General features: G+C 37.7%; 24 protein-coding genes. 19 read left to right on the top strand and 5 right to left on the bottom strand.

From position 1 onward, the window contains the following. The first annotated feature begins 134 nt into the window (after positions 1-134). The 4 genes from M014_RS0122725 to M014_RS0122710 all read left to right on the top strand — a co-directional run bounded on the left by M014_RS0122725 (position 135) and on the right by M014_RS0122710 (position 1,566). Positions 135-371 carry a DUF2553 family protein gene (locus tag M014_RS0122725; RefSeq protein WP_026593742.1) on the top strand — a complete coding sequence of 79 codons (237 nt, stop codon included), beginning with the start codon at positions 135-137 and terminating at the stop codon, positions 369-371. A gap of 1 nt (position 372) precedes the next feature. After that, positions 373-555, top strand: a complete 183-nt coding sequence (locus M014_RS0122720; RefSeq protein WP_026593741.1) for a sporulation protein Cse60 — start codon at positions 373-375, stop codon at positions 553-555. A 258-nt stretch (positions 556-813) separates the two neighbouring features. Beyond that, positions 814-1,242 (top strand): SRPBCC family protein, encoded by a 429-nt coding sequence (locus M014_RS0122715; RefSeq protein ID WP_026593740.1) that lies wholly within the window; start codon positions 814-816, stop codon positions 1,240-1,242. After that, entirely contained in the window at positions 1,243-1,566 is a 324-nt protein-coding gene (locus tag M014_RS0122710) for an ArsR/SmtB family transcription factor (RefSeq protein WP_026593739.1), read from the top strand. 66 nt (positions 1,567-1,632) lie between these two features. On the opposite strand, the gene M014_RS0122705 is transcribed toward M014_RS0122710, so the two are convergent. Beyond that, positions 1,633-3,063 (bottom strand): MDR family MFS transporter, encoded by a 1,431-nt coding sequence (locus tag M014_RS0122705; RefSeq protein ID WP_026593738.1) that lies wholly within the window; start codon positions 3,061-3,063, stop codon positions 1,633-1,635. Between the two features lie 107 nt (positions 3,064-3,170). Beyond that, a complete protein-coding gene (locus tag M014_RS0122700; protein ID WP_026593737.1) occupies positions 3,171-4,442 on the bottom strand; it encodes an NAD(P)/FAD-dependent oxidoreductase in 1,272 nt (423 codons plus the stop codon). A gap of 150 nt (positions 4,443-4,592) precedes the next feature. Between M014_RS0122700 and M014_RS0122695 the strand changes: the two genes are divergently transcribed. Together M014_RS0122695 and M014_RS0122690 are read left to right on the top strand one after the other, a co-directional pair. Beyond that, the gene (locus tag M014_RS0122695; RefSeq protein ID WP_026593736.1) at positions 4,593-6,245 is read left to right on the top strand and encodes a putative polysaccharide biosynthesis protein; all 1,653 of its coding nucleotides are present in this window, start codon (positions 4,593-4,595) and stop codon (positions 6,243-6,245) included. 42 nt (positions 6,246-6,287) lie between these two features. Continuing rightward, entirely contained in the window at positions 6,288-7,022 is a 735-nt protein-coding gene (locus M014_RS0122690) for a pseudouridine synthase (RefSeq protein ID WP_026593735.1), read from the top strand. A gap of 82 nt (positions 7,023-7,104) precedes the next feature. Here M014_RS0122690 and M014_RS0122685 read toward each other — a convergent pair whose 3' ends face one another. Beyond that, on the bottom strand, positions 7,105-7,326 hold the full coding sequence (locus tag M014_RS0122685; protein WP_000805512.1) for a DeoR family transcriptional regulator: 222 nt from the start codon (positions 7,324-7,326) through the stop codon (positions 7,105-7,107). A 357-nt stretch (positions 7,327-7,683) separates the two neighbouring features. Between M014_RS0122685 and pepV the strand changes: the two genes are divergently transcribed. The 4 genes from pepV (at position 7,684) to M014_RS0122665 (ending at position 13,521) form a co-directional block, all read left to right on the top strand. Then, entirely contained in the window at positions 7,684-9,090 is a 1,407-nt protein-coding gene (pepV, locus tag M014_RS0122680) for a dipeptidase PepV (protein WP_026593734.1), read from the top strand. Between the two features lie 105 nt (positions 9,091-9,195). Further along, positions 9,196-9,750 carry an RNA 2',3'-cyclic phosphodiesterase gene (gene thpR / locus M014_RS0122675; protein WP_026593733.1) on the top strand — a complete coding sequence of 185 codons (555 nt, stop codon included), beginning with the start codon at positions 9,196-9,198 and terminating at the stop codon, positions 9,748-9,750. Positions 9,751-10,100: 350 nt separating this feature from the next. Continuing rightward, positions 10,101-12,242 carry a type I pullulanase gene (gene pulA, locus M014_RS0122670; RefSeq protein ID WP_026593732.1) on the top strand — a complete coding sequence of 714 codons (2,142 nt, stop codon included), beginning with the start codon at positions 10,101-10,103 and terminating at the stop codon, positions 12,240-12,242. Positions 12,243-12,723: 481 nt separating this feature from the next. Next, positions 12,724-13,521 carry a phosphotransferase family protein gene (locus tag M014_RS0122665; protein WP_026593731.1) on the top strand — a complete coding sequence of 266 codons (798 nt, stop codon included), beginning with the start codon at positions 12,724-12,726 and terminating at the stop codon, positions 13,519-13,521. A gap of 5 nt (positions 13,522-13,526) precedes the next feature. Here M014_RS0122665 and M014_RS0122660 read toward each other — a convergent pair whose 3' ends face one another. Then, entirely contained in the window at positions 13,527-13,805 is a 279-nt protein-coding gene (locus M014_RS0122660) for a YtzH-like family protein (protein ID WP_026593730.1), read from the bottom strand. A 274-nt stretch (positions 13,806-14,079) separates the two neighbouring features. Here M014_RS0122660 and trmB point away from each other — a divergent pair, with 274 nt between their 5' ends. From trmB to M014_RS0122625, 7 genes are all read left to right on the top strand, one after another. Continuing rightward, entirely contained in the window at positions 14,080-14,733 is a 654-nt protein-coding gene (gene trmB / locus M014_RS0122655; RefSeq protein WP_026593729.1) for a tRNA (guanosine(46)-N7)-methyltransferase TrmB, read from the top strand. A 74-nt stretch (positions 14,734-14,807) separates the two neighbouring features. Next, positions 14,808-15,671: a YtnP family quorum-quenching lactonase gene (locus tag M014_RS0122650; protein WP_026593728.1), complete on the top strand. Its 864-nt coding sequence runs from the start codon at positions 14,808-14,810 to the stop codon at positions 15,669-15,671. A 307-nt stretch (positions 15,672-15,978) separates the two neighbouring features. Further along, positions 15,979-17,547 (top strand): fatty acid--CoA ligase, encoded by a 1,569-nt coding sequence (locus tag M014_RS0122645; protein WP_026593727.1) that lies wholly within the window; start codon positions 15,979-15,981, stop codon positions 17,545-17,547. Continuing rightward, entirely contained in the window at positions 17,547-18,686 is a 1,140-nt protein-coding gene (locus M014_RS0122640) for an acyl-CoA dehydrogenase family protein (RefSeq protein ID WP_026593726.1), read from the top strand. Before M014_RS0122645 ends, M014_RS0122640 begins: the two co-directional genes overlap by 1 nt. Continuing rightward, positions 18,683-18,823, top strand: coding sequence for a hypothetical protein (locus tag M014_RS29420; protein ID WP_155924361.1), 141 nt, complete (start codon positions 18,683-18,685; stop codon positions 18,821-18,823). The genes M014_RS0122640 and M014_RS29420 overlap by 4 nt, the downstream gene beginning before the upstream one ends. Before the next feature lie 16 nt (positions 18,824-18,839). Further along, a complete protein-coding gene (locus M014_RS0122630) occupies positions 18,840-19,712 on the top strand; it encodes a 3-hydroxyacyl-CoA dehydrogenase family protein (RefSeq protein WP_026593725.1) in 873 nt (290 codons plus the stop codon). Beyond that, complete coding sequence (locus tag M014_RS0122625; protein ID WP_026593724.1) at positions 19,709-20,860, top strand: thiolase family protein; 1,152 nt, start codon at positions 19,709-19,711, stop codon at positions 20,858-20,860. The genes M014_RS0122630 and M014_RS0122625 overlap by 4 nt, the downstream gene beginning before the upstream one ends. 157 nt (positions 20,861-21,017) lie before the next feature. Here the strand turns inward: M014_RS0122625 and M014_RS0122620 are convergent, their stop codons facing one another. After that, positions 21,018-21,329, bottom strand: coding sequence for a PepSY domain-containing protein (locus M014_RS0122620; RefSeq protein ID WP_026593723.1), 312 nt, complete (start codon positions 21,327-21,329; stop codon positions 21,018-21,020). Positions 21,330-21,471: 142 nt separating this feature from the next. On the opposite strand from M014_RS0122620, the gene M014_RS0122615 reads away from it, so the two are divergent. Further along, entirely contained in the window at positions 21,472-22,545 is a 1,074-nt protein-coding gene (locus M014_RS0122615) for a M42 family metallopeptidase (protein WP_026593722.1), read from the top strand. Between the two features lie 313 nt (positions 22,546-22,858). Then, positions 22,859-23,368, top strand: a complete 510-nt coding sequence (locus M014_RS0122610) for a DUF84 family protein (protein WP_026593721.1) — start codon at positions 22,859-22,861, stop codon at positions 23,366-23,368. Positions 23,369-23,425 lie beyond the last annotated feature (57 nt).

Below are 23,425 nucleotides of genomic sequence, written 5' to 3'. Positions count from 1 at the left end.
GATTTTTAGGGTGTTTTTTGTAAAAGATAATTGTTCGTAAAAATAAGAGGCATATCCACTCATTTTTAATCATAAAATGCAAAATCGTTAATACAATATACCTAAATCCGTTCTTTTTAAAGGAGGGAGAGAAGGTGGGGCGCACAATTAAAATTGATATTACGAATAGGGTAGTAGCAAGATTTAAATCAAATTATTTAGAATTATATACAAGTAAATTTATGATAGGTAAGTTTTATGTCTATACTGAAGATAAGCAATATGTATTAGAAGACGGATATATATATGAAGATGGTAAGTTTTATCGCATCATAGATACGCACCGTGGCAATAATGGAGCGGCGGAGAGCTGTGATCTAGGATGGTGTTAACATGATCCGCGTTAAGGTGTTTGATGAAAGTCATGAAAAGGACTTAGAAGATTCCGTAAATGTGTTTTTGAAGAAGCTGGATGATGAACAGTTTGTAGATATTAAATATCAAGTTGGTGTATCGATTAATGACGATGAAAATCAAATTTATTGTTTCTCGGCGATGGTAGTCTATAAAACATAAAAAAGAGCTGGGGATCCAGCTCTTTTTTATGTTTTAAGTAGACATTATATGGATTGGTAAAGTGTTCATAATGGATTGTAGGGCCAGTTTTTCTTTTCTAGCTGGAACTGTTTCACTGGTGTTTGTCCTGTTGAAAAAATGTTGAGAATTTCTCAACAGGCAAATGGAGATCTCTTGACGTGAAACTAAAAGGTGTTATATTATAAAGCGAAACCAAAAGGTGTTACATTGTAACAGCCTATATAAAGGAGAAATAGTATGGATCAGCAAAATACATTACAAGATATTAAACAAACAGTTATTTTTGAAGCGCCTATTCAAAAAGTATGGAATGTAGTATCAACTTCAGAAGGGATTACGTCTTGGTTTATGCCAAATGACTTTGAGCCGAAGGTAGGACATGAGTTTCATGTACAATCACCTTTTGGACCATCTCCATGCAAGGTGTTAGAAATTGATGAGCCTTATCGTTTATCTTTTTCATGGGATACAGATGGTTGGATCGTTTCATTTATTTTGAAAGATTTAGGGGATAAAACGGAGTTTACTCTTATTCATGGTGGATGGAAGCAGCCTGATACAATTCTTCCGAAAGCAAACGAGAAAAGTTCTATTATTCAGGGTAGAATGGCAGGCGGCTGGGTAGCGATTGTAAATGAAAAACTGAAAAGGGTTGTTGAAGGATAAGTGTCCTCATCAGCAGCGAAATATGATGTCTTTCAAGCAATTGCTGATCCAACCCGTAGAGAAGTACTCCGGTTATTAACAGAAAAAGAATTACCAATTTCTAAAATAACAGATCACTTTCCAATGAGTCGTACAGCTGTAGCGAAACACCTTTACATTCTTTCAGAAGCGAAATTAGTAAGCGGAAGAAAAGTTGGGAGAGAAAAGATATATAGGTTGCAACCTGAGCCGTTAGCTGAATTACAAGAATGGCTTTCCTATTATGAACAGTTTTGGAACAATAAATTGTCCATGCTGAAATATGTGGTGGAAAATGAGGAATAAGTGTTGTGAAATATGAACGCTTGATAAATAGAAAAGGATGATCGTTATATGCGATCATCCTTTTTTTTACTGTTCAGCCGTCTGACTGCTAGGCTTTAATAGAAGCCAACCGATAAATAGTGTAAGAAGTGCGAGCACAAATGTACTCATATAAATAACATGGACACTAGAAGCTAATGCTTCTTGTGATTTTGTTACGACATTTGCTGTGCCGTGCCCGCCTGAGATAAGGTCCACGTTTTGTATTCCTTGTTTATGAATCATCGTATTAAAGATTGTTCCGAAGATAGCGGCACCTAATGTTTGGCTAAATGTATTAATAAATGTGTTTAAGCCGACTGCTGTACCGCGTGTATGTGCAGGAACAGCTGCTTGTATGGTTACCATATAAATTGGTGTAATAAGCCCCATTCCTAGGCCGAATAGTCCAACAGCAACATAAATTAGAAATGCTGGTGAATGAATTGATAATGTGAATAATAAGAAGGTAGCGACTGATAAAATGCTAGCTCCAAGTAAAATGATTTGTTTCGTTTGTAACTTACCAACTAAATTCCCAGAGAAAATTGCACCGAATGTCCACATAACAGGAATTGGCATAAGAATAAGTCCTGCTTCTGTTGCATTTTTTCCTAATACACCTTGGCTCCAAATTGGAAGGTACATTGTAATACTAATAATCATGGCGCCAGCAATCAATGTTAGGATGTTTACAGTTGATAACGTACGATTAGAGAAAAGTGTTAACGGAATTAATGGTTCCGGGGATTTTCTCTCAACGAATAAGAAAATAAGGAATGAAACAGCCGCAAAGATTAAAAGACCTATAATTGTAATGTCGCCCCAGTTTTGCTTACTGCTTCCTGTTAAGAGTGCATAGAGTAACGCGATTGTACTTAGTGAGAAGATGATTGCACCAGGATAATCGATATGGTGTTTTGCTGGTTTGATTGACTCTTTGTAAGAAATTGCAATCATCGCACAAGCAAGAATTCCAAATGGAACGTTTAAGAAAAAGATGTAGCGCCAAGAAAGAGAATCAACTAAAAATCCACCTACTAGCGGTCCAACAACACCTGAAACGCCCCAAACAGCACTCATCCAGCCTTGTGCTTTTGCACGGTCTTTCGCTTCACTATATAAGTCTCCGATAATCGTCATTGTAATTGGCATAACAGCGCCGGCACCTATACCTTGAAGAGCGCGAAAGAAGATTAATTGTTCCATCGATGTCACGATTCCGCATAGTGCAGAACCGATTAAAAAGATGGCTGCGCCGATGAGCAGTACTTTTTTACGTCCGAATAAATCGGCTAGTTTTCCGTAGATTGGAGTCGAGACTGCAGTTGCGAGCATATAAATCGCATATACCCAGCTAACAAGTTCAACGCCTGATAAATCACTCGTTATACGAGGGATTGCTGTACTAACAATCGTTCCTTCCACAGCGGAAAGAAACGTCATTAACATTAAAGATATCATGACTTTTTTTCTCATATGTTTTCCCCTTTATAATATTCAACAATATAAAATATAAAGCTACTAAGCTACATAAGGCAACAAAAAAGAAACAGGAGTGGAAAAAATCCCCTCTTGTCTCTTTTTTAGTACTGCACTTTTGCATTTTGCCCAGCAGTTGTTCCGGCAATCCGGCCTGTCACAAGAGCGGAAGTAATATTATAGCCGCCTGTATAGCCATGAATATCAAGAACTTCTCCGCAGAAGTATAAGCCATTCATTAATTTAGAAGACATTTCTTTCGGGTAAATTTCTTTAACAGAAACGCCGCCGCCTGTTACGAAAGCTTTTTCAAGTGGCTGTGTACCGTTTACTGTTACTTTGAATTCTTTAAAGTCTTTCACAAGTGCGCGAATCTTTTCGTGAGAAACTTGCCCAGCTTGTTCGCTACCGTCAATTCCGTTTCTTTCTAATAAGAATAGGAAATAACGTTCAGGAACATATCCTTTTAACACATTTTTGATTCCCTTTTTCGGTTCTTCTTTCATTTGTTTCATCATGCGCTGGAAGAGCTGTTCACTATTTTCTTCTGGCAGTGCATCGATGCTCATTTCGACCGCACGCATTTTAAATTTTTTCATCGTTTTTACAACGAATTGGCTACAGCGAAGAGCAGCTGGACCAGAAATGCCAAAGTGGGTAAAGAGCATGTCCATTTTATGAGAAATGACAATTTTTCCTTTTGGATTTAATACGCTTAAGTTTACATCGCGTAAAGCAAGACCCTGCAGTGTACGGTCACGGATAAATGGTTCATTTGAAGTAATTGGTACCTCTGTTGGGAAAAGCTCAGTAATTGTATGCCCAGCTTTTTCAGCCCAAGCGTAACCATCTCCAGTTGAGCCAGTATGAGGAACAGATTTCCCGCCAACAGCAACTACCACATGATTTGTTTCAAGCACTTCACCTGTTTGGAGTACAACGGCTTTCGTTTGTCCGTTTTCATATTCAACAGTTTCAACGGGTGTATTTGTACGCACCTTAACACCGAGTTCTTTTAGACGTATTAATAACGCATCAACAACAGATTGCGCTTTATTAGATACAGGGAACATGCGGCCATGGTCTTCTTCTTTTAGCTTTACGCCAAGCTTTTCGAAGAATGTAATAATATCTTCATTATTAAAAATAGAGAAAGCGCTGTATAAAAAGCGACCGTTTCCTGGTATATGTTTTACAATTTCATCAAGTGGTAAACGGTTTGTGACATTACAGCGCCCGCCGCCAGAAATTGCAAGTTTACGTCCTAATTTATTTCCTTTATCAAGAAGCAAGACACGCGCGCCTTCTTCCGCAGCACCGATTGCGGCCATTAATCCTGAAGGGCCGCCCCCGATGACAATCACATCATAATGCATAGTATATCGACCTCATTTTCTACATTTCCTGCCTAAAAGAATAGCATGTTTTCGTAGAAAAGAAAAATTCAGTGAGGTACTGTTTCTCTGAAAAATTGTGGTACAATACAAAGGTTAGAGTTCAGCGTTATATATGTAGGAGGATCATCTATGTCCGATTCAAAATTTCTGCGCGGAACGCTTATTGTGACGTTAGGAACTTTTTTAGTTAAGTTCTTAGGCATGATTTACGTCTTTCCATTTCATGCATTAGTTGGCACAGAAGGCGGAACGCTCTATACGTATGGATACATTCCATATACAATCTTTTTAAGTATTGCAACGGCGGGAGTGCCGCTTGCTGTTTCAAAGTTTGTTTCCAAATATAATGCACTTGGAGATTATAAAACGAGCCGGAGAATGTTCCGTTCGGGAATGGTTATGATGATTGCAACAGGGATTCTTTCTTTCCTAGTGCTTTACATGACTGCGCCATTATTTGCACACGCAATGCTCGGGAAACAAAGTGTACACAATAATATAGAAGACGTTACAATGATTATTCGTCTCGTAAGTTTTGCGCTTATTGTTGTACCTGCAGCAAGTTTAATTCGTGGTTTCTTCCAAGGTCATCAATCAATGGGACCGACGACAGTTTCACAAATTATTGAACAAATTATCCGCATTGTCTTTTTACTAGCGGGTAGTTTTATTGTTATTAAAGTGATAGGTGGCTCGGTAGCAACCGCTGTTGGAGTGGCAACTTTTGCAGCATTTGTTTCAGCTGTGGGAGCGCTTGGTGTGTTGATTTGGTACTGGTTAAAACGTAAAAAACATCTCGATCAATATTTAATTGAACAAACTGTACCAGAATCAACAGTAAGTACACTTCAATTATTTAAAGAATTATTTGCATATGCAATTCCTTATGTTGTCATTGGATTAACAATTCCTTTATATCAACAAATTGATACATTAACATTTAACTCTATTATGCAAGCGATTGGACAAGGGGATATTGCAGAGAGAGCACTTGGTATTTTTACGATGTGGACGCATAAGTTAATTATGATTCCTGTGTCGCTTGCAACGGCGTTTAGTTTAACGCTTGTTCCAGCAATCACAAAATCATTTACAGAAAAACAATTTCGTTATTTAAAATTACAAATTACGCAAACATTCCAGGCAAATATGTTTTTAACATTACCAGCGGTAGTTGGTATTTCTACGCTTGCGTATCCAATTTATACAGCGTTTTATGAAAAGGATCCATTAGGTGGACAAATCCTTATGTGGTATGCACCAGTTGCGTTATTATTTGCTTTATTTACAGTGACTGCGGCAATCTTACAAGGGATTAACCAACAAAAACATGCGATTATTGCGCTTGGCATGGGCGTTGTTTTGAAGTTTTTATGTAATGTGGTTTTAATCCGTTACTTCGGTACAATTGGAGCTGTTTTAGCAACAGGTATTGGATTCTTAGCTTCTATTTTATATACGAATAAACAAATTCGAAAACATGCACACTATTCATTCGGTGTTGTATATAAACGAACATTCCAAATTGCAATATTAACAATTGTGATGGTCGTTGTCGTAAAACTATCACAAGGACTTCTATCCTTTGTGATTTCACCTGAGAGCCGATTTGGTGCACTTATTACCGTTGCAGTTTGTGCAGGGATTGGTGGCCTTACTTACGGACTTTTAGCAATCCGCACAGGAGTACTAGAAAGAGTATTTGGCGGGGAAGCTTTAGAAAAGATACAGCGTAAACTTGGTCGTAGATTGAAATTAAAGATGAAGTCAAAAGGGGCGTAATACACGTCCCCTTTTCTATGATAAATAAAGAAGGTGAAAGAATTGAGATTAGATAAATTGTTAGCAAACATGGGATACGGAAGTAGAAAAGAAGTAAAGAAATTATTAAAGGATGGCGTTGTAAAAATTGATGGAATGCCAGTAAAAGATGCGAAGTTTCATGTGAATGTAGAGGAGCAAGAAGTTACAATTCATGGAGAAGTTGTTGAATACAAAGAATTTGTATATTTAATGATGCATAAACCACAAGGCGTTATTTCTGCAACAGAAGATGACAATCATGAAACAGTTGTTGATTTATTAGAACTTGAAGATGCGATTTTTGAGCCGTTTCCAGTTGGAAGACTTGATATTGATACAGAAGGTTTTCTACTATTAACAAATGACGGTAAATTAGCGCATCAGTTATTATCTCCGAAAAAGCATGTGCCGAAAAAATATTATGCACACGTAGCTGGAGTTGTAACAGAGAAAGATATAGAAGAATTTGCAAAAGGTGTTATTTTAGATGATGGCTATGAAACAAAGCCGGGCGATCTTACCATTTTGAAAAGTGACGATGTTTCTGAAATCGAGCTTGTGATTACAGAAGGGAAATTCCATCAAGTGAAGCGTATGTTTGAAGCGGTTGGGAAAAAAGTTGTCTACTTAAAGAGAACAGAGATGGGACCTTTAGTATTAGATGAAGAATTAGAGCTTGGTCAATACCGTGAATTAACAGATGAAGAAGTAGAAATGTTAAAAACGTATCAAATTCAAACAGAGAGTCAAGAGTGAGACCGATTCCAAAAATAGAAAGAACCCCTTTCTGATTTCACAGAAAGGGGTATGTATTATATTTTAGATACAATTGTTTTCGTTACGAGGTCATTCTCACTTTCTTTCCTGTTGTTGTCCACTTACCGCGGCAAGGGCTATACACGAGTTCATTAAATTGCAACACATTCAGATCACGTTGTATCGTTCGCGGTGTGATCCCGAACTCATCTACAAGGTCTTTCGTCGTTACCGTACCATTCTCATTGATGTACATATAAATTGATTTAATGCGTGTTAGCATACGAGTAGTCGTAGGTTTCAAGAGAAAACCACTCCTCTACTAGTTTTTTTGACCCCATTCAGGAAAGAAGGTCTTTACTTCCATTGTACTCCACTAGACAAATTTCATGCTTAAACCTAGTTAAATTTTACAAAAGTTTAACAAATATGAAAATAGAAAAATATTGGTAGTTGACATTCTATGTCTCTTCTATCAACTATCACATAAATTTCTACGTAAACCGCCAAATTCCTGCAAATTTTTTTAAAAAATAAAAGAAAAATTAATGTGAAATATCTGAAATATTGTAATTGTTCGTCATTTATTCTTCTCTTATTGGCATATCTGATTTTCGTTTGCTATGATGAAGGGGAGAATATAGAAGAAGGTGAATACGTGATGACAGCAATTAATTGGACAGAAGAAGTTGAAAAACGAAAAAATGAATTAATTCATGACGCACAACAATTTTTGCAAATTAAAAGTGTATGGGAAGAAGAAACAGCAAAAGAAGGTGCACCGTTTGGAGAAGGTGTAGCGAAAGCACTATCCTTCATGTTACAGAAAGGGGAAGTAGAAGGATTTACTTCTAAAAATTTAGAAGGGTATGCAGGGCATCTTGAAATGGGACAAGGAGAAGAATTGGTTGGTATTCTTTGTCATGTTGATGTTGTTCCAGAAGGAGATGGATGGACAACACCTGCATATAGCGCTGATATTCGTGATGGAAAGATTTTTGCACGTGGTGCAATTGATGATAAAGGGCCAACAATGTCTGCTTACTATGCAATGAAAATTGTAAAAGAATTAGGCTTGCCGCTTTCAAAACGCGTACGCATGATTTTAGGAACGGATGAAGAAAGCAACTGGAAATGTGTCGATCATTATTTTAAAAATGAAGAAATGCCAACGCTTGGGTTTGCACCAGATGCTGATTTTCCTATTATTAATGCGGAAAAAGGGATTTCTGATATACAAGTTGTGCAAAAGAATAGTGAAACACAAGGCGGGGAATATGAACTTGTTTCATTTTCTTCAGGGCGTCGTTTAAATATGGTTCCTGATTTTGCAGAAGCAGTGATTACGACCGAAAAGGTAACGGAACTTCGCGCTGCTTACGAACAATACTTACAAACTGTTAAGAAAACAGGAAAAGCAAATGTAGAAGGAAATACTGTGAAGTTACAAGTGGAAGGGATTTCAGCTCACGGTTCTACTCCTGAAAAAGGTGAAAATGCAGGTCTCTTATTAGCGAACTTTTTAACAACGCTTGCTCTTGATGGTAAAGGTGCTTCATTTGCGGCATTTGTTACAGAAACATTTACGAATGATACGCTTGGAGAAAAAGCAGGGATCTCTTATAAAGACGAAATTAGCGGACCGTTAACGATCAATGTAGGTCGCCTTTCTTTTACAAAAGAAGAAGGTGGAAACTTAGGTTTAAATGTACGCTATCCAGTAACAACTAATTTTGAAGAGACAGTGCAGAAATTAAAAGACTATGTCGGTCAGAAAGGCTTCCAAGTAGCTGATTACTCTAACTCACGTCCACATCACGTTGATAAAGATCACGTTTTAATTCGTACATTGCAACGTGTATATGAAGAACAAACAGGAGAGAAAGCAGAGCTATTAGCAATTGGTGGCGGTACATATGCTCGTTCATTAAAAGCTGGTGTTGCATTCGGTCCACTATTCCCTGGAAAAGAAGAACTTGCGCATCAAAAAGATGAGTATATTGAAATTGAAGATCTATTAAAAGCAACAGCAATTTATGCGCAAGCAATTTATGAATTAGCGAAATAGGCTGATTGTATATTGAGATATGACCGCTCTCCATTCGGAGGGCGGATTCTTTTTTGAATGAGATACAAAAGAAAAGCAACAATAACAAGAAAGGAGAAGATATAAATGGTTCCACATTATTTTTTAGCAGTTACCTTACCGGATCATATAAAAGAAATACTTGCAAATTATAAAGAGGAAGTGAAGGACAAGTTACCATTTCGCTCGTGGGTACATAAGGAAGACTACCATATTACACTTGCTTTTTTAGGGAGTGCGGCGCAGGAACAATTGCAAGGAATAGAGAAAGGGTTACAAATCCTTGTGAATACAGCAGAATTAGATCTGACGCTACAAAATTTTTCTACATTCGGTCTAGTGGAGAGTCCACGTATATTTTGGGCTGGATTAAAAGAAAATCGAGCATTATTTGATTTGCAAAAACAGGTGCATGCTATTTGTGAGAGAAATGGTTTTTCACTTGAAACACGTCCTTATCATCCGCACATTACTGTTGCTCGTAAGTGGGGTGGAGAAGAAAATTTTAATCTTAAAGATCTGAAGCAACTGGATGCAGTGTTGTTTCAGGCGGATACCATTACATTGTACGAGTCTCACGTCCATCAAATTCCAAAGTATAAGCCAATTTATGAAATAAAGTTACAGAAACTTAAAGTATAAAAACGTTTCTTACGAATGTGAATATACTATAGAAAATAGTAAGCTTGTGTGTACATGAATACGAATTGAAAGACCAACATAAAACTATTCCTTATACGGGAGAGAGGATCTGCTTAAGGATAGAAACGGACAGTGCTTTTTTTAGCCCCCCTGCCATGTGAAAACAGAAGTAGAAAATGAGTGGAAATCTCTTTCTGTTCGACATAGCCGCAATTTATCCTCTTTATACGCGGGCGGAAGATCTCTACCTCAAGATTCAGAGAGAAATAAGAAAGATAGGTGGGGGATGAATTCTCCCATCCCCGCTTATGGAAGTTTCATTTTAATTTCGAGAATGATGGTGATTTTTTATGCTGAAAGTAAAGCGTCCATTTGAAGCCTATTTAGATGAAATGAATAAAATTACAATTTTGCTCCCGCATGCGTACGGAACCAGCCGAACATTTTGTATGCAGGAAGGAAATCATGTATGGGAGCTTAAAGTTTCTCAAATCATTTCTCTTCCAGATGCAACGAAGTATGAATGCTGTGTAGAATATCCACTTGATGTGGGGAAGTATTACACAGTGAGAGATGAGCGAAATGAAGAAACAGACTTACAAATTGGAGCGGTTATTCGAACAGCTGTATTTGATGAAAAATACTATTATGCTGGTGGAGACTTAGGAGCTTGTTATAGGAAAGAAGAAACAGCTTTTAAAATGTGGGCACCCACTGCAAGACTTGCGAAAGTAAGGATTTATAAAAATGATAAAGAGTATGCGGATTATGAGATGCAAAGAGGAGAAAATGGTGTTTGGTCTTATATTTTACAAGGAGACTTGGAGCTCGCTAGGTACACATTTCTCGTTTGTATTAATTTAATTTGGAATGAAGCTGTAGATCCATATGCAAAATCCGTATCAGTCAATGGTAAGTATGGAATTGTGATTGATCCTCTAAAGACATATATAAAAGAACAAACTGCATTACCTAAACTGGAATCTTTCGCTGATGCAATCCTTTATGAATTGCATATTCGTGATGCCACTATGCATCCAAATAGTGGCGTAGCAAAAAAGGGGACATATGCAGGGTTAACAGAAGAGAATACGAAAGGAAAACTTGGGACAAAAACGGCCTTCTCCTATATAAAAGAATTAGGAGTTACACATGTTGAAATTTTACCTCTTCATCATTTTGCTGGAGTAGATGAAAAACGGCCGTTTGCGGCGTATAACTGGGGCTATAATCCACTATATTTCAACGTACCAACGGGAGTATATGCAAGCGATCCTACCGATCCTTATAATCGAATCAAAGATTGTAAAAAACTTATTGAAAAATTTCATGAACATGGAATCCGTGTGGTTTTGGACGTTGTATATAATCATGTATATGAACGAGAAACATCATCTTTTGAAAAGCTTGTACCAGGATACTATTTTAGACATGATGAAAATGGCATGCCATCAAATGGAACAGGAGTTGGGAATGATCTAGCATCTGAGCGGAAAATGATGCAGAAATTTATAATAGACTCTGTTTTATATTGGCTTACTGAATATAATGTTGATGGTTTTCGATTTGATTTAATGGGAATTTTAGATGTAGAAACGATGAATGAAGTAGAAAAGGAAGTAAGAAACATAAAAAAGGATGCGCTGTTATTAGGGGAAGGCTGGGAGCTACAAACACCGCTTCCGGCAGAAGAGAAGGCTACGCTTAACAATGCGAATAAAATGCCACAAATCGCGCAGTTCAATGATCAATTTCGTGATGCGATAAAAGGCAGCACGTTTGATGTAAGTAAACGTGGCTTTGCATTTGGAGGAAGCGTAGACCCTGTGCATTTGCAATATGTGTTAATGGGAAGTCTGGCAAATGAAAAAGGAGATGGGTTATTTTTAGAACCGATTCAAAGTATTAACTATGTGGAATGTCACGACAATATGACGATGTGGGATAAACTCGTGCGCAGCAATCAGGAAACGGAAGAAGTGCAAAAAAGGCGCCATCGTTTAGCCACCGCGATGACATTACTCTCACAAGGAATTCCGTTTTTACATGCAGGACAAGAGTTTTATCGTTCTAAGAAAGGAAATGAAAATAGTTATAATGCGCTTGACGAAATTAATCAACTCGATTGGGATCAAAAAGAGAAAGAAATAGAAACAATTGCTTATATACAAGGGTTAATTGCAATTCGTAAGACACATGGAGCGTTGCGCTTACAGTCAGCGAATCTTATAAAGAAGCATATGACATTTTTACAAACATCTCCTACTGTTGTTGCTTATCATTTACAAAATGTAGGGGAGTTCGGTCCTTGGAAGGAAATTGTGGTGTTGTTTCATAGTGGTATGCAAATAGAAACGATTTTACTGCCGAAACATGAAATGTGGTGCGTATTAGCAGACAGTGCAAAAGCAAAAGTACAGCCGATTTCTTCATTTCAAGGAAATGAACTTCAAATGGCTCCGATTAGCTCGTATATATTGGCGATAATGTGACAAATCGCTACTTGACGATGCGAATATAATAAATGTAGAATTGACAAAGGTGACGATTTTGATAAGTTGTCATTGTATTATTGGTTTTGTAAAATATAAAAGAATAGACGGTTAGTTTGTCTTGATTTCTTGGCCCATACCAAGTTTTCTTTTATCAAAAAAAGCAGGAAAACTCCATCCTTAAGGAATATGCGTAGTATAGTTTTGGTGGATGAAGATGAATTGCTAGTAACTGTCTTTATATAAAATATTAAAAAAGTAGTTCCAGGGGGCATTTGCCAGTGGAATAGAGGGGTTGTGCCATCAGGCAATTAACTCCACTTGTGTTAACCATCTGTTAGTGTAGGTGCACGAGAAATCATCGCTTCAAGATTCAAAGGATCTAGGTCGCGGGAGTTTTCATATGAATCCACAACATGTTCAAAAGGTGTTGCGGTTTTTCATTTTATGACTATAAAAGATAAGGATTTGTTAACGGGTAATGAATATGGAATGGTTGGAACAATTATTAGGAGAAGAGTGGAGTCTTATACCCGCTGGTGGGGCAACGGGCGATGCATATATTGCGCAAAATGGACAACAAAAGCTATTTTTAAAGCGGAATACATCGCCTTTTTTAGCGGTATTGTCGGCAGAAGGAATTGTTCCAAAATTACTTTGGACAAGAAGAGTGACGAACGGTGATGTGATTTCAGCTCAAAAATGGCTTCCAGGACAAAAGCTAGAGCCAGAGGATATGAAACTTGAGCGTGTTGCGAAGCTTTTAAAAAAAATACATTCGTCTAAAGCACTTGTGCAGATGATACAAAGGCTTGGAAAACAGCCCCTGCATGCGCAGGAGTTATTCGAGCAATTGTATTTTGTTTTAAGAGGAGACTTAAGAACGGATGAAACGATTCAGACAGGACTTCGATATTTAAAAGCTACATTGAAAGATGTTGAATATGATGAGTTTGTTGTGTGCCACTGTGACGTCAATCATAACAATTGGTTATTATCGGACGAAGATGAATTATTTTTAATTGATTGGGATGGAGCGCTTATTGCGGATCCTGCTCTCGATCTTGGCATGTTATTATATTGGTATGTTCCGCGTCACGAATGGGACGAATGGTTAGCGTATTATGGAATTGAAATGAATGAATCATTGGTTCATCGTATGAAGTGGTATGTAGTGGCACAAACTATTTTATCTGTTCAATGGCATACAACAAAAAAGCAGCAAGCAGAAGCTGAATATTGGCATCAATATTTACAGCAACTACTTGCTTCAGAATAAATACTTTAAGAAAAATTGTCCATTCCAGAAATCCATTGCGTAAGTTGTTCTTGATTACTAGAAATATGGTTGTCTAAATCAGGAGAATATTTACCCGATTGACTATAGTAATATACATCATTTAGCATCGCTTTTACGTCGCTGTTCACATTATCGTTTGCAAGCAATGATTGAATGAGCCGTTCTAATTGTTCGCATTCAGAAACCGTTCCACAGCAATCACTTTGGTGATTGACTAGAATATCTTTTAAAATTTCTAATTGATGTTGTTGATTAATCGGCACGATTGGATCATCCTTTCGATTGTTGTTCAATTTGAACAAGTAAGAGAAATTTTCTATTTCGCCAAGGAGTAGCTAATCATTGGCTAACGAAACGTTTCAGCAGGAAAGTTTCGTTCTATGCTCTTGGTAGTTTGTATCAAAATGGAACACCTTATACTTGAAAGAAACGGACCGAGTGCTCGTACGTACTTGGTTTTTTGTTTGATAGAATAATTAAAAAAGAAAGAAGGAAGGAACCTTCTACAAATAGTCTAGTAAAGAGAGGAAGACATCTATGCGTTTAAGACATAAACCATATGCAATGGATCAAATTAATGAGTATTCACAGTTTGTAATTGGAAACCCAGAGGAGCGTTGTGGCAATTGGAAAGAGGTATTTGGAAATGACCATCCAATCCATATTGAAGTAGGAACAGGTCGCGGTCGTTTCGTTTATGAGATGGCAAAAGCAAATCCACATATTAACTATATTGGAATTGAAAAATTCACAAGTGTTATCGTAGATGCGCTTGATAAGTTAATTGAAGAAGAAGTACCAAATTTAAAATTAATTAATAAAGATGCTGAAGATTTAACAATTTTCTTTGCAGAAGGCGAAATTGACCGTGTATATTTAAACTTCTCAGATCCATGGCCAAAAAATCGTCACGAGAAGCGTCGTTTAACGTATAAAACGTTTTTACGTAATTATGAAGAAGTGCTAGTAACGGGCGGGGAAATTCATTTTAAAACAGATAACCAAGGTTTATTTGAATACTCGCTTATGAGCATGGCCGAGTATGGTATGTTGTTAACGTTCTTGAGCCTGGACCTTCATAACAGTGACTTTGAAGGAAATATTATGACCGAATATGAAGAGAAATTTTCTAATAAAGGACATCGTATTTATCGTGTTGAAGCGAAATATCGTACGGAACCTGTGCAATAATGCACAGGTTTTTTGTTGCGGAAAACATTCTGAATTTTGTGTTAAAATTAAAAGGGAAAAAAGGGGGAATAGAAATGGAATGTTTACAAATTGGAGAAATCAAAGTGACATGGCTAAGTGGTGGGAATACCCACTTAGACGGAGGTGCAATGTTTGGTGTTGTACCAAAAGTCTTATGGTCACGTAAATATAAATATGATGATACAAATCATATTTATTTAAGAACAGATCCGTTGCTTGTACAAACGAAGAAAGGAAATATGCTCATTGATTCAGGAATTGGAAATAATAAAATGACTGAAAAAATGAAGCGGAATCAAGGTGTAACAGAAGAATCGTCAGTTGAACATTCTCTAGTGGAGCTCGGTCTAACAGCCGAAGATATTCATTACGTATTAATGACACATCTTCACTTTGATCATGCATCAGGATTAACAAAATGGGAAAGTGATGAGCTTGTTCCGACGTTTCCAAATGCAAAAGTGTATGTGTCAGAGACAGAATGGAATGAAATGAGAAATCCTAATATTCGCTCTCGTAATACATATTGGAAAGAAAATTGGGAGCCGATTGTAGAGCAAGTTGTTACTTTTAAAGAGGAAACGCAAATTACAGATGAAGTAAGCATGGTGCACACAGGTGGGCATAGTGATGGACATGCTGTTATTGTTCTCGAAAGTCAGGGAGAAACAATGCTTCATTTAGCTGATCTACTGCCAACACATGCTCATCAAAATGTATTATGGGTGATGGCATATGATGATTATCCAATGACTTCAATTGAACATAAGCAAAAATGGATGAAGTATGGCGCAGAAAAGAAAGCGTGGTTCACCTTTTATCATGATGCATATTATCGCGCTGTGAAGTGGGATGAGGAAGGGATTATGATTGAGAAGGTAGAACGAATAGAGGAAAAAGTATCAAGTGAAGTGTAAGTGACTGCCTTTCTACTAAAAAATTGAAACTGCTTATGTTCTCTTTCAATTACAAAATACTTTGTTGTAAGAATTTGTCCTGCTATTCAAGAGAAGTAAGGCCCTTATCTCAACGTTCAGCTAGAGCAAAAAAGATAGATAGGGCGGGCTAATAATCAGTGGGAGATGAAAAAAACCACTGATTAAAGTTCCGCGTTATCGAAAGAATTACTTTTAAAATATTCTGAAAATTGATATAATATCTCCGAGTTACTACATTGCTACATGCTCTATATGAGAAGCGTTTTATTTGAAAGGGGGAAATATATTGTATATAACGATTGGAAAATTACTTGAACTGACTACTGGAAAGTATCCGAATCAAGAAGCAATTGTTGAACCGCAAAAAAATATTCGCTGGACGTATACAGAATGGAATGAACAGGTAAATAAGCTAGCTCATGCACTCCAAAAAAGTGGTATACAAAAAGGTGACCGCGTTTCGACATTTCTCTTTAATAGTAGCGAACTAGCAACCACATGTTTCGCTTGTGCGAAAATTGGAGCCGTATTTAACCCAATTAATTTTAGACTAAAACCACAGGAACTTATTTATATATTAGAAGATGCTTCTCCAAAAATCGTACTTTTTGAAAAACAATTATCCTCTCAAGTACAAAGTATTCATAAGCAATTCCCTCATATTCAGTTCTGGTACATTGATCAAAATCGTCCATCGTTTTCTATTTCCTATGAAGAGAAACTATCCAATGCGTTACCGAAATTTGAAGCAGTAGAAGTAAAAGAAGATGATATTTGTTCTATTATGTATACAAGTGGAACAACCGGTTATCCGAAGGGTGTACTTCACCGTCATCGAGAAATTATTGACCACAGTTTGATGGGAATTGCGTATTTACATTACAACGAGAATAGTCGTGGTCTTGTAACAGCACCGATGTTTCATTGTGCGGAGCTGCATTGTTGTTTCGTGCCAAGGGTGCATAGCGGTGGTACAAATATTATTCTGCACCATTTCGATGCCAAGAATGTTCTTGAAACGATTGAAAAAGAAAAGATTACTGTTATGTTTGCAGCACCTACAATGTGGAATATGATGTTGCAGGAAGACTTAATACAGTATGATCTATCATCTCTTCGGTACGGTTTATATGGAGCAGCTTCAATGGCACCGGCACTTGTAAAAGCATGTGATGAAAAATTGAATGTTTCATTAGTACAAGCTTATGGTATGACAGAAATGGGGCCTGCAATTACTTTTTTACGAGAAAATGAGCAGATTACTAAAGTAGGTTCTGCAGGAAAAGCTGCCTATAATCATGAAATTCGCGTTGTTCGTCCAAATGAAGAAGGGCCATCTGAGCCAGATGATATATTACCACCGTATGAAATTGGAGAAATTATTGTGCGAGGTTCCTGTTTGATGAAAGGGTATTACAACAATGAAGAGGCGACAGCAAAAGCGCTCTATAAGGGCTGGTACCATTCAGGTGATTTAGGTTATGTAGATACAGATGGTTATTTGTATGTTGCAGATCGTGTTGACGATATGGTTGTTAGTGGCGGAGAAAATATTTATCCGCGTGAAGTCGAGGACTTTTTGTATACGCATGAAAGCATTTTAGATGTTGCAGTGCTCGGCGAGAAAGATGAGCTTTGGGGAGAAAGTGTTCTAGCATACATCGTTTCAAAAGATCAGTCTCTTACCGAAGAGATATTAGATGAGTACTGTAAATCAAGTGATAAGCTTGCTGATTATAAACGTCCACGTCGCTATATATTTGTTGAACAACTGCCCAGAAATGCGAGCGGTAAAATTCAAAAATTTATTTTACGTAGCCAAGTGACAGAAGTGGAATCCAAGGAGAGGATATGATGAAGCATAAGTATTTACAGGAAGAGCATCACATTTTTCGTGATGCTTTTCATAAATTTTTAAAAAAGGAAGCATATCCATACTATAACGAATGGGAAGAAGATGGGATAATTCCTCGTTCTTTCTGGACGAGTATGGGGAGTAAAGGTTTTCTTTGTCCAATGGTAGATGAGCGGTATGGTGGAGCTGGTGCTGATTTTGGGTATTCGGTTATCGTCAACGAGGAACTTGAAAAGGTTGGATCGAGTCTAATCGGAATTGGTTTACACAATGACATTGTCGTTCCATATTTCATGCAGTATGGAACGGAAGAACAGAAGAAGCGCTGGTTACCAAAATGCGTAAGCGGTGAATATATAACTGCAATTGCAATGACGGAGCCAGGAGCAGGTTCGGACTTGGCGAGTATTCGAACAACGGCAAGGAAAGAAGGGGATTATTATGTCGTAAATGGTGAAAAAACATTTATTACAAATGGTATTCATGCAGATTTAGTTATCGTTGTTTGTAAGACAGATATCAACGCTGCTCATAAAGGCATGAGTTTACTCGTTTTAGAAAGAGGAATGGAGGGATTTAAGAGAGGGAAACAGCTTAAAAAGGTTGGCTTACATAGTCAAGATACAGCAGAACTTATTTTTGAAGATGTAAAAGTCCCTGTTTTGAATTTGTTAGGGGAAGAAGGAAAAGGTTTTTATTATCTTATGGAAAAGTTGCAACAAGAACGTCTCATCGTTGCAATCGCCGCGAAAACAGCAGCGGAAGTAATGTTACATATAACGAAAAAATATGTCCAAGAGCGAAAAGCGTTTGGGAAAAGTATAAGTGATTTTCAAGCGGTACAATTTCGATTAGCAGAAATGTATACGGAAATTGAGATTGGTAGAACATTTGTAGATGACTGTATTATAGGTCATATGAATGGTGAGGACATCGTAACGAAAGTATCGATGGCAAAGTGGTGGTTAACAGATCTCGCAAAAAAAGTGTCAGCAGAGTGCATACAACTACACGGTGGATACGGATATATGGAAGAATACGAGATTGCGCGGCGTTATCGTGATATTCCAGTCAGCGCGATTTATGCTGGAACGAATGAGATTATGAAAAATATAATTGCGAAAGGTATGGGCTTATGATGTTGAAAGGAATAACAGGTGCTGATTCTTCTCACTACTTACCAGGCCTATATGCATTGTTTGCTAATATTCAACACTATTTCAAAACATATTGTCTTGTTGTTGGAATGTATGCTGTGGAAACAAAAAGAAAATGATTAAAGGGGGAAAATAATGATTCAAAATATCGCGGTAATTGGTGTAGGAATTATGGGAAGTGGAATTACCCAAGCGTTAGCAATGGGCGGTAAAGATGTGAAAATGTATGATGTATCAGAAGAAAATTTACAAAAGGCTTATGAAACGATCAACAAAAGCCTGAGTCGTTTCGTGCATGCAGGGCGTATGACTGAGGAAGAGAAAAAACACATTCTAAATCATATTACTCCTACAGTTATATTGGAAGAAGCTTGCCAGAATGTAGAACTTGTTATTGAAGCAGTACCAGAAATATTACAGTTAAAGAAGGAGATTTTTCAAAAACTAGATTCGTATACATCACAATCTACTATTTTAGCAACGAATACATCTGAGTTAAGTGTAACTGCGATTGCAAGTGTGACAAGTCGTCCAGAGAAAGTAATAGGGATGCATTGGTTTAATCCCGCTCCTGTTATGAAGCTCATTGAAATTGTACGAGGAGTAGTTACGGCGGAAAGTACGATACAAGCAGTAAGAGCAATCTCAGAAGAAATAGGGAAAGAAACAGTTGTTGTAAAAGATACGCAAGGATTTGTGACCACGCGGGCAATTGCTATTCATATGTTAGAGTGCATGCGTATGTATGAAGAGGGAATTACAAGTAAAGAAGACATTGATAAGGCGATTAAGCTTGGTTTGAACTATCCAATGGGGCCATTTGAATTAGCGGATTATATAGGACTCGATACGCTGTTATTTGCGAGCGAAGGGCTAATAGAAGCATTTGGTGAGAGGTTTAGAGCGCCACAAATACTTGTGAAACTTGTAGAGGCGGGGCATCTTGGAAGGAAGACTGGGAAAGGTTTTTATGATTATTCAAAAGGGAAAGTGGGGGAGAAAATATGAAGCGAGACGTTGTTATTGTTGAAGCTGTACGTACGCCAGTTGGGAAAAGAAATGGTGCGTTTCGTGAGTTACACCCAGTACAGCTTGCGGCAGTTGCGCTGGATGCAGTAACAAAACGGGGGAATATAGAAAAAGGTCTCATAGAAGATATTGTTATGGGGTGTGTAACGCCAATTCACGAGCAAGCATTTAATATTGGAAGACTTTCAGCACTTGAAGCAGGTTTTCCTATAACAGTTCCAGCGGTAACGATTAATCGACTTTGTGGTTCTGGACAACAGGCTATTCACTTTGCGGCGCAAGAAATTAAATCAGGCGATATGGACATTACGATTGCAGCTGGTGTTGAACATATGACAAAAGTTCCTATTTTAACTGATGGAAATGAGCGAACCATCCCAAGTAGTCTTCATGAAAAATATCAAATTGTACATCAAGGTGTATCTGCTGAGATGATTGCCGAAAAATATGGAATTACCCGTGAACAGTTAGATACTTACGCGCTAGAAAGTCATAGACGAGCAATTCAAGCGATTGAATCTAGACGCTTTCAGCGAGAAATCGTACCACTGAGTGGTGTAGATAAAGAAGGCAACGAAATATTAGTTGAAAGTGATGAGGGACCAAGAAGAGATACTTCGTATGAAGCATTAGCAAATTTAAAAACAGTGTTTAAAGAAAATGGAGTGATTACAGCAGGGAATGCAAGCCAAATTAGCGATGGTGCTGCAGCAATTTTGCTGATGGATAGTGAAAAGGCGAAAGAACTAGGTTGTAAAGCACGTGCTCGTATTGTGAATCAAGTAGTTGTTGGTTCTGATCCAACGACAATGCTTGACGGCGTTATCCCTGCAACGAAAAAAGTACTGCAAAAATCCAATTTAACAATTCAGGATATAGATGTTATAGAGATTAATGAAGCATTTGCATCGGTTGTTTTAGCATGGCAAAAGGAGATGGAAGCAGATTTACAAAAGGTAAATGTTAATGGTGGTGCGATTGCACTAGGTCATCCACTTGGGGCAACGGGTGCAAAATTAATGACTTCTCTTCTTCATGAATTGGAGCGGAGGCAGGGAAGGTACGGTCTGCTGACAATTTGCATTGGACATGGGATGTCAACAGCGACGATAATTGAAAGAATATGAAAAGGCGTGCAGAAATTCATCTGCACGCTGTTATCCTTCTACTGTCTGTAAATACCCCGATGGGTGAGGCGTACTAATCATCAAATGATATGGAAAACCACTACTAATCAAAGTTTCGCTTTATTTAATACTGTCTCTTCGGATTAGCCGAGTTCCTTTACGCCGCCGTTACTTCTAAAACAGTACCTGTTTTTGCATCTACTAAAAATTCAAATCGTTCTTGTATATCATTTAAAATTGTTGTAAGACCGCCGCGATATACTTCGTATGCGACATCATATTTTTCAAACGTCTCTGGAACCATATGTACCCAAGAGCCAGTAATTTCGCCTTTATGACTGAGTGCTTGTTTCACCATTTTCAATGCTTTTTCTGAAGAAATATGGGATTGTTCTTGAACTTTGTTTGCAACAAGATAACCAGCCGCAAAACCAATGCCAACCCCAGCTAGTAAACCTTTCCAGTTCATATATTCACCTCAATTCTATAAAATAGTGTATCGATGATAATTATAATGCAATTTTAACTAAAAAAGAAGAAACTAGAAACATTTCGAAAATTTCGTTACAATAAAAGAGGAATTCTACTAAGGTTTGAAAGAAGGGAACTTCGTGAATAAAGAGACATTAGAATTATTTCGTACGTTAACAGAACTACAAGGTACATCAGGATTTGAACATGATGTACGCCGTTTTATGAAACAAGAACTAAGTAAATATGCAGATGAAATTGTTCAAGATGGTTTAGGTAGCGTGTTCGGTCTTAAAAAAGGGGATGAAAATGGCCCGCGCGTACTTGTAGCTGGTCATATGGATGAAGTCGGCTTTATGGTTACGCAAATTACGAAAAACGGAATGATTCGTTTTCAAACGCTAGGCGGTTGGTGGAGTCAGGTACTATTAGCACAGCGTGTACAAATTATGACGAAGAATGGCCCGGTTATTGGGGTTGTTGGATCTATCCCCCCTCATTTATTAAGTGATGCGCAACGTGCAAAACCGATGGATATAAAAAATATGTTAATTGATATTGGTGCAGATAGTTACGAGCAAGCACTTGACATTGGTGTGAAACCAGGACAACAAATCGTTCCAATTTGCCCATTTACACCAATGGCAAATGAAAAGAAAATTATGGCGAAAGCTTGGGACAACCGTTACGGCTGTGGCCTTGCGATTGAATTATTAAAAGAATTAAAAGATGAAACTCTGCCGAATACATTATATTCTGGTGCAACTGTACAAGAAGAAGTTGGTCTTCGCGGGGCACAAACGGCTGCAAACATGATTCAGCCAGATATTTTCTATGCGCTTGATGCAAGTCCAGCAAATGATGCATCTGGAGATAAAACGCAGTTCGGTCAATTAGGAAAAGGGGCGCTTCTTCGTATTTATGATCGTACAATGGTAACACATAGAGGAATGCGTGAATTTATTTTAGATACAGCAGAAACACATAACATCCCGTACCAATATTTTGTTTCACAAGGTGGTACAGATGCGGGCCGGGTACATACGAGTAACTCTGGTATTCCGTCAGCAGTAATTGGTGTTTGCGCTCGTTATATTCATACACATGCTTCTATTTTACATGTTGATGATTATGCTGCAGCGAAAGAATTGATTACGAAACTCGTGAAAGCAACGGATAAAACAACATTAGAAACAATTAAAAATAACGCTTAAAAGAAAGGGCCAGTTTTGGCCTTTTCTTTTCGTATAAATATAAAACCCCTTTTTTTAGGTGGAAGAGAGTGTCCGTTCATGCATAGTAGCGGTTTAGTCTCAGGGCATGTGAATCTAAAAAGAGGAAACGAGATGGGATTTCTTTTGTTTTCATAGTCGCAAATTATATGTTGTGAAAACGAAGAGGATATATCATGAAGGGCGGAGATAAAGTCATCCTTTTTCCTACATACAGAGTTAAAATCAAAGAAAGAACAAGAATGTTAATTACCTTTTGTTTTTTGTAGCGCTGATTTATATAGAGGTGAAGAATATGAAAGTAGTAGTTGGATCGAAAAACCAAACAAAAGTAGGTGCCGTAAAAGAAGTATGGAAAGAGGCGAACATTACAGCCATTTCTGCTTCTTCAGGAGTAGCGGCACAACCATTTTCTGATGAAGAAACGATGCAAGGGGCAATCAATAGAGCCAAGCGAGCACTGGAGAAAGAACAAGCTGACATCGGTATCGGTCTAGAGGGCGGCGTCATGAAAACAGAGCATGGCTTGTTTATGTGTAACTGGGGCGCTTTAGCAACAAGTACAGGTAAAATATTTGTAGCGGGCGGGGCACGTATTAAGTTGCCAGATGATTTTGTTGCTCCTCTTGAAAGTGGGAAAGAGCTAAGTGAAGTTATGGAGGAATTTGTAAACCGAAAAGACATCCGTAGTCATGAAGGTGCAATTGGAATCTTCACAGATCATTATGTGGATCGTACAGGATTATTTGTCCATGTTGTAAAGTTGTTAGTTGGGCAATATAAGTATGACGAAAAACAAGCATAAATCTTGCAGCATACGTGATGTATGGTAGTATAAAAGAAAGATTACATATGAAAAGAT

The organism is Bacillus sp. UNC437CL72CviS29, assembly GCF_000482345.1.
Classification (GTDB): domain Bacteria; phylum Bacillota; class Bacilli; order Bacillales; family Bacillaceae_G; genus Bacillus_A; species Bacillus_A arachidis.
The sequence above is the reverse complement of the archived record's forward strand: the minus strand, read 5'-3'. Positions and strand labels throughout refer to the sequence as shown.

Coding starts and splice junctions, on each gene's coding strand:
- M014_RS0122720 (WP_026593741.1), top strand. CDS start 373: ATGATCCGCGTTAAGGTGTTTGATGAAAGTCATGAAAAGGACTTAGAA.
- M014_RS0122715 (WP_026593740.1), top strand. CDS start 814: ATGGATCAGCAAAATACATTACAAGATATTAAACAAACAGTTATTTTT.
- M014_RS0122705 (WP_026593738.1), bottom strand. CDS start 3,063: ATGAGAAAAAAAGTCATGATATCTTTAATGTTAATGACGTTTCTTTCC.
- M014_RS0122700 (WP_026593737.1), bottom strand. CDS start 4,442: ATGCATTATGATGTGATTGTCATCGGGGGCGGCCCTTCAGGATTAATG.
- M014_RS0122695 (WP_026593736.1), top strand. CDS start 4,593: ATGTCCGATTCAAAATTTCTGCGCGGAACGCTTATTGTGACGTTAGGA.
- pepV (WP_026593734.1), top strand. CDS start 7,684: ATGACAGCAATTAATTGGACAGAAGAAGTTGAAAAACGAAAAAATGAA.
- thpR (WP_026593733.1), top strand. CDS start 9,196: ATGGTTCCACATTATTTTTTAGCAGTTACCTTACCGGATCATATAAAA.
- pulA (WP_026593732.1), top strand. CDS start 10,101: ATGCTGAAAGTAAAGCGTCCATTTGAAGCCTATTTAGATGAAATGAAT.
- M014_RS0122665 (WP_026593731.1), top strand. CDS start 12,724: ATGAATATGGAATGGTTGGAACAATTATTAGGAGAAGAGTGGAGTCTT.
- trmB (WP_026593729.1), top strand. CDS start 14,080: ATGCGTTTAAGACATAAACCATATGCAATGGATCAAATTAATGAGTAT.
- M014_RS0122650 (WP_026593728.1), top strand. CDS start 14,808: ATGGAATGTTTACAAATTGGAGAAATCAAAGTGACATGGCTAAGTGGT.
- M014_RS0122640 (WP_026593726.1), top strand. CDS start 17,547: ATGAAGCATAAGTATTTACAGGAAGAGCATCACATTTTTCGTGATGCT.
- M014_RS29420 (WP_155924361.1), top strand. CDS start 18,683: ATGATGTTGAAAGGAATAACAGGTGCTGATTCTTCTCACTACTTACCA.
- M014_RS0122630 (WP_026593725.1), top strand. CDS start 18,840: ATGATTCAAAATATCGCGGTAATTGGTGTAGGAATTATGGGAAGTGGA.
- M014_RS0122625 (WP_026593724.1), top strand. CDS start 19,709: ATGAAGCGAGACGTTGTTATTGTTGAAGCTGTACGTACGCCAGTTGGG.
- M014_RS0122620 (WP_026593723.1), bottom strand. CDS start 21,329: ATGAACTGGAAAGGTTTACTAGCTGGGGTTGGCATTGGTTTTGCGGCT.
- M014_RS0122610 (WP_026593721.1), top strand. CDS start 22,859: ATGAAAGTAGTAGTTGGATCGAAAAACCAAACAAAAGTAGGTGCCGTA.